The sequence below is a fragment of the Shewanella baltica genome, assembly GCF_900456975.1.
In the GTDB taxonomy this organism is placed as follows: Bacteria; Pseudomonadota; Gammaproteobacteria; order Enterobacterales; family Shewanellaceae; genus Shewanella; species Shewanella baltica.
In genome coordinates this window covers 3,352,448-3,365,641 of sequence record NZ_UGYM01000002.1, presented here as the reverse complement: position 1 = coordinate 3,365,641, position 13,194 = coordinate 3,352,448, and the positions used below count along the sequence as shown (strand labels likewise).

The 13,194-nt window shown below is 46.7% G+C and carries 8 protein-coding genes; 5 read left to right on the top strand and 3 right to left on the bottom strand.

Annotated elements, in window-relative coordinates; translation table 11 throughout:
- Positions 1-5: 5 nt before the first annotated feature.
- Positions 6-4,454, bottom strand: coding sequence for a glutamate synthase large subunit (gene gltB, locus DYH48_RS15105; protein ID WP_115335243.1), 4,449 nt, complete (start codon positions 4,452-4,454; stop codon positions 6-8).
- A gap of 587 nt (positions 4,455-5,041) precedes the next feature.
- Here gltB and mnmL point away from each other — a divergent pair.
- From mnmL to oxyR, 3 genes are all read left to right on the top strand, one after another.
- Positions 5,042-5,971, top strand: a complete 930-nt coding sequence (gene mnmL / locus DYH48_RS15100) for a tRNA modification radical SAM protein MnmL/YtqA (protein ID WP_006085057.1) — start codon at positions 5,042-5,044, stop codon at positions 5,969-5,971.
- 204 nt (positions 5,972-6,175) lie between these two features.
- A complete protein-coding gene (locus DYH48_RS15095) occupies positions 6,176-6,541 on the top strand; it encodes an Hpt domain-containing protein (protein WP_006080758.1) in 366 nt (121 codons plus the stop codon).
- A 298-nt stretch (positions 6,542-6,839) separates the two neighbouring features.
- The gene (oxyR, locus tag DYH48_RS15090; protein WP_087486463.1) at positions 6,840-7,751 is read left to right on the top strand and encodes a hydrogen peroxide-inducible genes transcriptional activator OxyR; all 912 of its coding nucleotides are present in this window, start codon (positions 6,840-6,842) and stop codon (positions 7,749-7,751) included.
- Between the two features lie 55 nt (positions 7,752-7,806).
- On the opposite strand, the gene DYH48_RS15085 is transcribed toward oxyR, so the two are convergent.
- Together DYH48_RS15085 and mutH are read right to left on the bottom strand one after the other, a co-directional pair.
- On the bottom strand, positions 7,807-8,874 hold the full coding sequence (locus tag DYH48_RS15085; protein ID WP_006080760.1) for an adenylate/guanylate cyclase domain-containing protein: 1,068 nt from the start codon (positions 8,872-8,874) through the stop codon (positions 7,807-7,809).
- Between the two features lie 122 nt (positions 8,875-8,996).
- Positions 8,997-9,668 (bottom strand): DNA mismatch repair endonuclease MutH, encoded by a 672-nt coding sequence (gene mutH / locus DYH48_RS15080; protein ID WP_107402370.1) that lies wholly within the window; start codon positions 9,666-9,668, stop codon positions 8,997-8,999.
- Between the two features lie 690 nt (positions 9,669-10,358).
- Here mutH and rppH point away from each other — a divergent pair.
- Positions 10,359-10,883, top strand: a complete 525-nt coding sequence (gene rppH / locus DYH48_RS15075) for an RNA pyrophosphohydrolase (RefSeq protein ID WP_006080762.1) — start codon at positions 10,359-10,361, stop codon at positions 10,881-10,883.
- A 23-nt stretch (positions 10,884-10,906) separates the two neighbouring features.
- Entirely contained in the window at positions 10,907-13,141 is a 2,235-nt protein-coding gene (ptsP, locus tag DYH48_RS15070) for a phosphoenolpyruvate--protein phosphotransferase (RefSeq protein WP_115335242.1), read from the top strand.
- The last annotated feature ends 53 nt before the right edge of the window (positions 13,142-13,194 follow it).

Sequence of the window (13,194 nt, the reverse complement as noted above, 5' to 3'; positions counted from 1 at the left end):
CGCCATTACCCCGCTTTTACAACTAATTCTGGGCTCGATTTCTCTAACTTGAGCAGATCGGCCACGGCAATATTTTTAGGTTTCACTAATACGAAGCAATCTAACCAGTTACCAAAATCACTTAAGATCATCTTGGCATGTTCGCTGCCCGTTTCGGCCACGTGGGCTTCAATCAGACCTTTCAAATGTTGTTGATGGATCGGTGATTCGAGTTTTTGAGTATCGACAAGCTCAGTGTTCACACGGCGATTGAAGCGGCCGAATTGATCGAATACATAGGCAAAACCACCTGTCATACCTGCGCCGAAGTTCACCCCTGTTTTACCAAGGACAACCACAATACCGCTGGTCATGTATTCACAGCCGTTATCACCGAGTCCTTCGACCACAGCAATCGCCCCTGAGTTACGGACCGCAAAACGCTCGCCCGCTTGACCCGCGGCGAAGAACTTGCCGCCTGTCGCGCCGTAAAGGCAGGTGTTACCGACAATGGCGCTGCGCTCACTCTGGAACGGGCTGCCAATCGGCGGATAAATCACTATCTGGCCGCCAGACATGCCTTTACCGACATAGTCGTTGGCATCGCCGCAGAGTTTTAACTCAAGGCCAGGGCTGTTCCACACGCCAAAGCTTTGGCCAGCACTGCCGTTAAAGCTCAGTTTGACCGGCGCTTTGGTGCCTTTGACGCCGAGCGTGCTCGCGATATAGCCTGACAAGGTCGCGCCAACGGAGCGGTCGGTGTTGTTGATACTGTAAGCGGCATCGAAACACTCGCCATTATCGACGGCGCTTTGGCACTCGTTTAATAAATGTTGGTTAAGCAACCCTAAATCCGCTGGTGGATTGGTTTCTTGCCAAGTGCGTGACGAGGTTGCCGGCACCTTAGGTTGATACAAAATCGGTGATAGATCTAAGCCTTGTTGCTTAGCGGTTTGGCCTTCGAGGGCATATAACCATTCGCTGCGACCGACTAAGTCTTCAAACTTACTCACCCCTAAGGTCGCCATCCATTCACGGACTTCCTGTGCAACAAACTCAAAGTAAGTCATCACTCGCTCTGGCAGACCATGGTAATGGTTGTCACGCAGGTTTTTATCTTGCGTCGCCACGCCTGTCGCGCAGTTGTTCAAGTGGCAAATACGCAGGTATTTACAACCTAGAGCGATCATAGGCACAGTACCAAAACCAAAGCTTTCGGCGCCTAACAACGCGGCTTTAATCACATCTGTACCGGTTTTTAAACCACCATCGACTTGCAGGCGAATTTTATGGCGTAGACCGTTTTCCACGAGCGATTGATGCACTTCGGCTAAACCTAGCTCCCACGGACTCCCCGCATACTTCACTGAGGTGATTGGGCTGGCACCTGTGCCGCCGTCATACCCTGAAATGGTGATCATATCCGCATAGGCTTTAGCTACGCCGGTGGCGATCGTGCCCACGCCGGGTTCAGACACGAGTTTGACTGAAATCAGCGCTTTCGTGTTGATTTGCTTCAAGTCGAAAATCAGCTGGGCTAAATCTTCGATAGAGTAAATATCGTGGTGCGGCGGCGGTGAAATCAAGGTTACACCAGGACGTGCATGACGCAGTCCGGCGATTTCAACACTCACTTTATGGCCGGGTAACTGGCCACCTTCACCGGGTTTTGCCCCTTGGGCGACTTTAATCTGTAACACATCGGCGTTGACTAAGTAGTGCGCGGTAACGCCAAAGCGCGCCGAGGCAATCTGTTTAATCGCAGAGTTGCGTTCAGTATTAAAGCGGCGAGCATCCTCACCACCTTCACCTGAGTTCGAGCGGCCGCCTAAGCGGTTCATCGCAATAGCCAGCGCTTCATGGGCTTCGGGGCTCAAGGCGCCGATACTCATGGCTGCGCTGTCAAAGCGTTGATACAAGCCCGCTGCGCCTTCGACGTTAGCGACATCAATCGATGCTTGTGCACCCTTGATACCGATTAAGTCACGTAGCGTGGCTATTGGACGATTGTCGACGAGGTCGGCAAACTTTTTATAGGTTGCGAAGTTTTTGTCAATCAATGACTCTTGTAAAGTGTTTACAACATCAGGGTTGAAGCAGTGATACTCACCCCCTTCAACGTATTTCAGCAGGCCACCTTGTGGCAATGGCACATGGGCGCGGTAGGCCGCTTTGTGCAGAATCGCTTGGTCTTGGGCGATTTCAGCAAAACTGACGCCTTCGATACGGCTGATCACGCCTTTAAAGCACAGTTCAATCACATCACTGGCAATACCGATAGCTTCAAACTGTTGGCTACAACGATAGGAGCCGACAGTGCTGATGCCCATTTTGGACATGATCTTACGCAAACCTTTTTCGATACCGTAACGGAAGTTCAGCATCAATGCTGTAGTGTCGGTTAACTGGTGACGTTTCGCCAGTTCAGAGATTGATTCATACACTAAGTACGGATAAATCGCGGTGGCACCAAAGCCAAGCAAGACGGCAAAGTGATGCGGATCTCGCGCCGATGCGGTTTCAACTATGATGTTGGTGTCGCAGCGCAGGCTCTTATTCACCAGCATTTGTTGCACAGAACCGACCGCCATGGCCGCAGGGATCACTTGCGCTGTTTTACCTATGGCTCTATCCGAAAGGATCAACAAAGTCGTGCCGCTGCGGGCTAAACGCTCGGCTTCGGCTGTGATGCGGCGAATGGCACTTTCTAGCCCTTCTTGTGGTTCGTAATTCAAATCGACAATGTTGGCGCGGTAGTAAGTGCTATCTAATCCCAGTAACTGGTTAAAATCACTGAATAATAAAATAGGTGAATTGAACATCACCCGGTAAGCATGCCCAGTTGTTTCATTAAAGAGGTTCTGCTCACGGCCAATACAAGTGGTCAACGACATAACGTGTTTTTCACGTAATGGGTCTATGGGTGGGTTAGTTACTTGAGCGAATTTTTGCCTAAAATAGTCATACAGTGAACGTGACTTTTTCGACAACACCGCCATAGGTGTATCGTCGCCCATAGAACCTGTGGCTTCTTCGCCTTGTTTTGCCAGTACCCAAATGACTTGCTCTAATTCCTCACGGGTATAGCCAAATTGTTTTTGGTATTGCAGCAAAAGCTCAGGGCTTAACTCGCTGGCACCATGTTGTTCAGAGGCTAAATCTTCCGCAGGCGTTAAAGTACGGCTGTTCTTCGCCATCCACTCTTTGTAAGGGTGGCGACGTTTCAAGTCGTTATCAATTTCAAAGGATTGGTACAGGCGGCCGTTCAAGGTATCGAGTACCAGCAGCTCACCAGGTCCAACGCGGCCTTTTTCAATCACTTCATCGGCGGCGTAATCCCAAATGCCGACTTCGGAGGCCAAGGTCAAAATACGATCTTTTGTGATCACATAACGCGATGGACGCAGACCATTACGGTCAACTGCGCAGGCGGCATGGCGACCGTTGGTCATCACAATACCTGCCGGACCATCCCAAGGCTCCATGTGCATGGAGTTAAAGTCGTAGAAGGCTTTTAGTTCGTCATCCATTTCTGGATTACTTTGCCAAGCAGGCGGGATCAATAGACGCATGGCACGGTATAAGTCCATGCCACCGGATAACAGCATTTCCAGCATGTTATCTAAGGAAGAAGAGTCTGAGCCTGTTTCATTCACAAAGGGAGCGGCCTGCTGCAAATCTGGCAGTAGTGGTGAATTAAACTTATAGGCACGGGCGCGGGCCCATTGACGGTTACCCGTAATCGTATTGATTTCGCCGTTATGGGCTAAATATCTAAACGGCTGAGCTAATGGCCATTTAGGAGAAGTATTCGTTGAGAAACGTTGATGGAATAGGCAGATAGAGCTTTTTAAGCGAATGTCCGCGAGATCGGGATAAAACGCGGGCAAGTCTACAGGCATCATCAAGCCTTTATAGACGATAACTTGGCCAGACAAACTCGCGACATAGAAGTCTTTGTCGTCGGTGATTTGCTGCTCTAAGCGGCGACGCGCCATATAAAGGCGGCGTTCCAAGTCTTTTTCACGCCAGCCAATAGGGGCGTTGATCAGCACTTGGTAGATTTGTGGCAGGCTAGCCTTGCCGATTTCACCTAACACATCGGGATTAACCGGCACTTTGCGCCAGCCTGCAATACTTAAGGTTTCACGCTCGAGTTCGCGCTCAAGAATAAACTTAGCTTGTTCGGCCAATTCATCATCTTGACTTAAAAACAGCATACCTACGGCAAATTTACGGCTCAAATGCCAATCATTTTCCGCGGCAATCGCTTCAAAAAATTGCACTGGCAATTGCATTAATAAACCACAGCCGTCGCCAGTGCGACCGTCGGAGGCAATGCCACCGCGGTGCTTCATGCGATCTAGACCATGGATTGCCGTGCGCACTATACGGTGGCTGGCTTCGCCATCCATCTGTGCTATCAACCCAAAACCACAATTGTCCCGCTCAAAACTGGGATGATATAAGCTCATACAAAAACCTCCCTAGACCTCAACTGATTACTACTCGGGGAGAAAATGTAAAGACTTTCTATAGATATGCACCCGAACCACCCAAATTAGCCTGAGATTCAATAAAGGTCAAACCAAAAATTTGCATAAAACATGGGTATTAATTCATGTTTCATACACAAATCATAATTGCTTTACGTTAACGTCAACAGTAAAAAGTGCTGTATAACATTATGAATAAAAAGAATTTTAAAAATGAGGAAACTATGGGTTTACTAAAATGTAACATGCTAGTGGGATTGTTTTTGATTTAGAAATAGTGATTTTTATTGCAAACACAGTAAATAAATAAAAAATTAAAATTGTTGAATTATTATTCATTTTGATGTGAGCGATATCTCAATGGTAAGCGCGTTAATTTGAGGATGCGCACATTTCTGACAATAAGGGTATGGGTCAGGCGGGAATTTGATGTAGCGCCAAGAAACCTCTCGCTACCTTGTTTACACTAAGCTTTTTCTTCTATTTGTTCACGTATTTTCTTTTCTATTTGTGATTTTATCTTGGTTATTCTCAATGAAGCGATATGAAATTTGGTGGGTGCTCTGATGGGGCTTGATGCATATGTGAACACCTTTGGTGCCGTTTGCAAGGCGCGATATGGTACGCGACTGCGAAAACTCACCATAGATGCCATGTTTACTTGCCCCAACCGTGATGGCACCTTGGGGCGTGGAGGTTGTACTTTCTGCAATGTGGCGTCATTTAGCCACCAAACTGCTGATATGCTGAGTATTACCGAGCAGCTCGAACAGGGTAAGAGTCGTTATCGTGAGGCGAAACCTCAGGCGCAAGCCGATAAATTTATAGCGTATTTTCAGGCTTACACTAGCACTTATGATGAGTATCAGGTGTTAATGGCTAAGTACGATGAAGCCGTTAAAGATGGCGAGATAGTGGGTTTGTGTGTAGGAACTCGCCCCGATTGTGTGCCAGATAATGTACTGGATTTACTGGCAAGTTATCAGGCAAACGGTGTTGATGTGTGGTTAGAACTTGGGTTGCAAACCGCTAAAGATGAAACGCTGCGCAAGATCAATCGCGGCCATGATTTCGGCTGTTATTGTGACACTGTGTCGAGGGCGAGAGCTCGCGGTCTTAAGGTGTGCACTCATCTTATTCTTGGCTTACCCGATGAAACCCATAGCGATTATATGGCGACCTTAGCGGCGGTATTGCAGCAGGGCGTTGATGGCTTGAAGCTGCATCCTTTGCATGTCGTCGAAGGTAGCACTATGGCCAAGGCGTGGCGAAGTGGGCGCTTACCTTTACTGAGTCTTGAAGATTATGCTCGCAGTGTCGGCGAGATGATCCGCCATACACCCGCGGAAGTGATTTTCCACCGCGTCACCGCTTATGCGAAAAAACCTATGCTATTAGCACCAGATTGGTGTGCTTATCGATGGGATGGATTGGTGGCAATTGTGGATAATTTACAGCTTTATGGTGGACAAGGGCACGTATTAGCGCAACGATAGAGGTAAGTTAGTGGGATACATTTCCTCCTTAAATGCTATGTCGTCGCTATTATTTTGTAAGTGTTTACTTACGACTATTAGTTTGTTTTTTGTTAATTTTAATCTGAATTTGACCATGTATATCGCTATAAGTTGCACAGACAATTTTAGTGGGTATCATGTGATAAATTCGTTTTAAGCATTGGACCACTTAAGGGAGGCCTCATGGCCACAGTTGAATTAGAAGTAATCCTAGATCTCAATACTCTCGAACAGTACTGTAGCGCCATTGGTGCCGGTACTTTACTAAAGAGTGTGGTGTTATTTGAGCAATTAATGCCTGAATATGTAGGAAATCTAGTGAAGGCTAACGACGCTGCAGATAGAGATACCTTATGTTCAGAAGCGCATAAATTTAAAGGTGCCGCAGGTTCGGTAGGTTTAAAACGCATTCAGCAAATCGCCCAGTTATTACAACATGGTGAAGAGCCAAGATGGGATGCTGAACACGGCGCTTGGGTTGCTGAGATCGTCGAACATGCGAGTGCGGATCTACAACAGTTAAAGTTGTTCCTCCAAGCTAAAGCATAAGATATTGATACGCTAAGGCGCAGCAATAACGTCTGTTGTTGCGCCCAATTGAGTGAATGATTGCGTTAGATTGTTGCGTTAGATATTGCGTTAGTTTACGGCTGAGTTTGTTGCCTTTTATGTTTCCCCGCGAGTGCTTTTCTCCTCTTTGTTTGTTACTCCCTTTTAAGTTTTACAGCTAATCGGTTGAATGTCGATTCGGCTCACACTCTTGAAATCTAATGCCGCGTTATTGGCTTTCAGTTATGCTAGAGTAGATTTAATTTCTTAATTCATAACCTTAATGGCAATCGAGAAAATGAAAAGTTTACCTAGCTTAAAAAACTTATTCTATTTGGTGAATCTCCATCAAGAGCAGAATTTTAACCGCGCGGCTAAGGTGTGTTTTGTCAGCCAATCGACGCTTTCGAGTGGGATCCAAAACTTAGAAGAGCAGTTAGGGCATCAGTTGATTGAGCGAGACCATAAGTCGTTTATGTTTACCGCTATTGGTGAAGAAGTGGTGCAGCGCGCCCGTAAAATTCTCACCGATGTGGATGATTTGGTTGAATTGGTGAAAAACCAAGGCGAGCCGATGACAGGCGATATACGTTTAGGGTGTATTCCAACGATTGCGCCTTTCTTGCTGAGCCGTGTTATTCGCCAATGCCAGCAATCTTATCCAGCGATGAGTTTATTACTGAAAGAAGATACCACTGAGCGTTTGTTGGATGCCTTAGGTAAGGGTGAGCTGGATTTATTGATCCTTGCTTTGCCTGTAGATACCAGCGGTTATCACAGTATGAAAGTGGGTAAAGATCCATTCAAAATGGTGATCCATAAGGATTTAGCCGGAGAAATCCATCAGCCGATCGATTACCAAGCCTTGCCAGACGAGAGTATTTTCCTGCTGCAAAGCGAGCATTGCATTACAGGGCATGCCATCACAGCCTGTCAGCTTGGGGATAGCGCGAAAGTGAATCCGTTTGCCGCCACCAGTTTGCATACCTTAGTGCAGATGGTGAACAGTAAGCTGGGCACCACATTCCTGCCGCAAATGGCAATCGATGCGGGTATTTTGAACGACACTGATTTGGTAGTGATGACGCCGCCAGGTGAAGCGCCATACCGTGATATCGGCCTTGTCTGGCGTCAAACGACCAGCCGGATCTTAACCTTCCGCACCTTAGGTTTAATGATCCAAAAGTTATTAACCAAAGAAGAACAATAAGCTCTCTTCAACTGTAAAGTGTTAATGCAACTCAACGCTTAAATGTGATGAGAAATCAGAGTGGGGAAACGCCAAACACTTCGATGGAGTGTTGTTTCCCTTTGAGTTTGACTGGGCCTAGATTCGATAGGTGATATTGCGTGTTGGGATTATCTAAACGTCCCGCGAGTGCGCCAGAGATCAACATGCGTTGCCCCAAGGGGTTACACTGATCTTGCAGTCTCGCTAGGGTATTGAGCACATCACTAAAGAAACTAATCTCCTGTTTCTGCACGCCAACAACCGCTGCTACGACTTGGCCACAATGGGCCGCTGCTTTAAACTTAGGCACAAAGCCATAGTGTTCTTCAAAGTAACGTCTTTGCCAATTAAGCTGCTGACTAAATTCAAAATAGATATTCATGCAGCGGTCGTGGACTATCCCTTCTTCTAAAGGCCAGTGGATCAAAACGGCATCGCCCATATAGCGATAAATCTCGGCTTCGTTGTTGGTCACAGTATCCGACAGCAAACTAAAGCTATCTTGGATCAAGCGACTAAAACGGTAATCCCCAAGTGATTCGGCGTGTGTGGTCGAGGCGACCATGTCTAAGTAAAGGAATAATCGCTGCTCGTACCTTGGCTTGTGGTATTTACCGAGGCCAATGTTGAGCAGAATACGTGGGCCGACTAACAGCGCCATTTGCTCGACGAAGGCTAAACTGACCCGCACGACCACCAAATAGACAATCAATGCTTGGAATGAAGGACTGTAGAGAATGTGCGCCGTCAGCATTTGTCTTAGGGTCGACATGTGATTTTCGATGGCCCACATATTCAAAAACTGGGTCATGTAAGCTAATGTCGTCGCACCCAGTAATAAAAACAAGCCTTTAAAGATGACAGAAAACACATAGGGGAGGCGATTGATGGCACTGAAATCAGCAATAACGTTCGACATCCAATGCAGGCTGCCAAAAATTATCCCCATATAGATAGCAAGTGTCGCGAGATCAGCCGAACCTACCGCCCATTGGGGCAGTTCTGGTGATTGGGCATATCGAAAAAACACGAATGCAGCCATGGCAATCGCCCAAGCTAAAATCGCAAAAAGGAGTTTTTTCGCTTGTCTACGTGCTCTCACTGCGTGATGGGTATCCGAATACGGCTGTGATTTCAGAATGCCGTAGTTTATAGAAAAGAGTCACCTTAGTGCCAGTGAAATTTGTGATCTGGATCAATCTAAGTCTATATCGTCACTAAATATTAACCAAAAACCTTATTAAGTATCATGGCGGTGAAACTGGTCTTTAAATAAAAGCCCCTAGGGTTGGTCATTTTGAGGCTGCCATCTTCGGCAATGCTTTGCGTTAATGCTTTACTGTTGGCGGCTTTGGGACGTAATTGCAGTACTTCGCCGTGGCGTGCGGTGAGTTTTTCGACTTTGCCGAGGGCGATAAGCTCCATGATCTCTTCCCAATCCTGTTGCAGCAATTGCAACTCCTGTGGATCAGGCTCCCACAATATCGGGGTGCCAATACGGCGCTCTCCCACAGGAATATGCCGCTCACCTTCTACTGGTACCCAAAGGACGCGCTGTAACTTATGGCAGACTAAGCTATTTTGCCAGGTTAACCCTTGGATATTCGACAGCGGCGCCACGCAAACATAAGTGGTCTCCAATGGTCGTCCCTGTGAATCGATGGGGATAGTTTTAAGCTCAACACCTAAGTGCAGAAAATCTTGCTCGGGTTTCGACCCCGCCGTCGCGCCCAGTTCCATTTCGATTAATTGGCCGACCCAGCCTTTATCACGCTTAAGATCCTTGGGGACACTTAGGCCTCTTTGGGCGGCAATTTGCGCCAAACTCACGCCAGCCATCATATGGGCGCGTTCGAGTAGCTCAGGGAGATTTTCGGGGGGAATAATTCGATTCATGGCTGGATTTTACTTAAAAATAACCGCTTAGCAATGGTGGTTAAAAAATGAACTCCGCAATTTGAGTAAACTTGTACCGAATGTTTTTATTCTAAGTATCTGATTTTAAATTTCATATCCGAGTTACCCCCCGTTTTGCAAAAAAGTGTTCAAAGTTACTCTCTGCTTTCCCTTGCGTTCCCCACATACTTATCCACAGATATTATGGATAACTCAGTAAAATGCGTCCCTTAACCTAATAAAAACCCCAAGTCAATGCGAATAAAGGGCATTTATTCTGGCTTTTGTGGACAGTTGTGGACACTATTTGTGTATAAAGTTGAGTAATATCGTGAGAACCATAGAAATAGCTCTGACTGGTTAAATAATGAGCTTTATTGCTTTTTTTGCCATTAATAAATTATAGTTATCATTCAAGTTATTGAATTTGTTTTAGATAAAGTTTTAACTCTAAATTAATCAAATGGCGCTAAATAGATGTTTTTTGAGCGTTATAACAAGTTTACCTGAGTTTCAAACAGAGATATCCACAGAAAATGTGGATATCCCCGCATTTTATCCCCTAGCTTTGTTGATAAATGTCTTTTAAGTGTGATTTTATCCAAGACCTAGGGTGAAATAGAGGTTTGCTGAGAGACTAGCTTTATGAAACAATCAGTTTATTAAAATTTAATGTGATTTGGAGTCCATGTGATTGATAGCGACGGCTTTCGCGCAAATGTGGGCATTATAATTTGTAACAGATATGGCCAAGTCATGTGGGCCAGACGCTTCGGTCAACACTCATGGCAATTTCCTCAAGGTGGTGTCGATGATGGCGAGACAGCAGAAGAGGCAATGTACCGTGAGCTATATGAAGAAGTGGGCCTAAGACCCGAACACGTGCATATCCTAACCTCGACCCGTTCTTGGTTACGCTATCGTTTGCCAAAGCGTTTAGTCAGACAAGACAGTAAACCTGTGTGTATAGGGCAAAAACAAAAGTGGTTTCTGTTACAACTGAAAAGCCAAGATAGTGCGATTAATTTAAGTTCCTCTGGGCATCCTGAATTTGACGATTGGCGCTGGGTAAGTTATTGGTATCCTGTGCGGCAAGTCGTGTCATTTAAGCGTGATGTTTATCGTAAGGTGATGAAAGAGTTTGCGGTAACGGCATTGTCATTCCAGACCCTAGAAATACCTAGGAAACGGGGAAGACAAAAAACAACGGGCTGATTTTCAAAAGAGGATTGAAAACAGTGTTAAATACGCTTAGGGATATTACTCAGGCTGTGGCATCTGCCCACAGTTTGGAAACCGCATTAGAAGTCTTAGTCTCATCGACTAAAGCGGCGATGGAAACCCAATGTTGCTCCATCTATATCCTAGAAGAGCAAGAACTGGTGTTATCTGCAACCGACGGTCTTGAAAAAAGCGCCGTTGGTCGGGTACGTATGCCGCTGACCGAAGGTTTAGTTGGACTCGCTGCCCAGCGAGAAGAGGCCGTTAACTTAGCGGATGCGCGGCTTCATCCCAGATTCAAACTTTTCCCTGAAGTCGCCGAAGAAGAATACCGCGCCTTTTTAGCTGTACCTATCATCTACCAGAAAGCCGTGGTCGGGGTGATAGTGGTACAGCAGGCGAGTGCGCGCCAATTCAGTGAGGGCGAAGAAGCGTTCCTGATGACACTCGCTGCCCAGTTAGCAATGGCGGTGCGCGGCTTAAAACAAAAAGCCCAAGTCAGTTCCCATCATCAACAAATTCTATTTCAAGGTACGTCGGCGTCAAACGGTATCGCCATTGCGTATGCCTTTGTGCTCGGTGGAGAAATTCCCCTTGAGCAGCCCGACGTGCGCTCTGACGACATTACCTATGAGTCCAGCCGCTTAACGACGGCTATGGTGCGTTGTAAAGAAGCGATTGGTGCTTTATCTCAGCGGTTTGATCGCGAGCAAGATGACGAAGTCGTCTCTATTTTCAATGCATTACAGTTATTACTTGATGACGCCAGTTTAGGCGGCGAGTATGCCCGTGAGGTGCAATTAGGTTGGGCCGCTGAATCGGCGGTAAGCCGAGTGTCCTTGCGTTATATTCAGCAATTTTTGGAGATGGAAGATCCTTATCTTAAGGAGCGGGCAAGCGATATCCGCGACTTAGGCCAAAAGGTATTGCGCCAGCTGATTGAGCCAGAGCGTTTAGAGCTTGAACCCGATAAACCTGTAATTTTAATTACCCGCGAAGCCGATGCGACTATGCTGGCTGAGTTCCCAAGGCAGAAACTCGCGGGGATTGTCACTGAGCTTGGCGGCGTAAACTCCCATGCCGCTATTTTAGCCCGCGCCTTAGGTGTGCCGGCCATTACCGGTGTAGAACAACTATTATCCGCCAATATTGACCAGAAACTCTTAGTGGTGAACGCGAGCCGTGGCCAGCTATTGGTGTCGCCATCACCGGCGATTGTTGGTGAGTATCGCAGCTTAATTTCGGCGCAAAAAGCGCTGCAACGCCAGTATGCTCAAGAATTAGCACTGCCTTCTGTTACCTTAGATGGCTCACGTATTCGTTTGTATTTAAATGCGGGATTACTCAGCGGCGTGGCTTCTGAAATTGCCGAAGGTGCCGACGGTATTGGGCTGTATCGCACCGAAATCCCTTTTATGCTGCAACAACGTTTCCCAAGTGAATCTGAGCAAGTGAAAGTGTATCAACAGGTCTTGTCGGCGGCGTCTGGTCGACCTGTGGTGATGCGCACTTTGGATGTTGGTGGTGATAAACCTTTGCCGTATTTCCCAATTAAAGAAGACAATCCTTTCCTCGGTTGGCGCGGGATCCGTTTGTCGCTGGATCATCCTGAGCTATTTTTGGTGCAGTTACGGGCCATGTTACAGGCGGGTGGAGATGGTAAGCAATTAAGTATTTTACTGCCCATGGTCAGTAACTTAGATGAAATCGATCAATCCTTAGAATATCTGCAGCAAGCCTATGTCGAACTTAAAAACGATGTAAACAGCAGCATAGTGATGCCACGCATCGGCATTATGCTCGAAGTGCCGGCGATGTTGTATCAATTGGATGATGTGGCAAAACGGGTGGATTTTGTCTCCGTTGGCAGTAATGACTTAACCCAGTATTTGCTTGCGGTTGACCGTAACAATCCGCGAGTAAGCTCATTATTCGACAGTTATCATCCGGGAATACTGCGGGCTTTGCATCAGGCTCACTTAGACTGTCGATATCATAAGCTCGATATCAGTATTTGTGGCGAGTTAGCGGGCGAGCCTATGGGCGCCATTTTGTTGGTGGCCATGGGATACGATCAATTGAGTATGAATCAAGGTAGTTTAGCGCGGATCAATTATCTCTTGCGCCGTGTCGCGCGAGCCGATTTGGATCAATTGCTCGCTAAAGCCTTGAGCCTATCAAATGGCTTCCAAGTGCGCGAACTGGTTAAAGAATATTTGAACCAGCAAGGTCTCTCAACAATTCTTAATTAACTAATGTCGTCTTTTGCTTTAAGCTAAGGCCCTCAATTTATCACGCTGTAGGT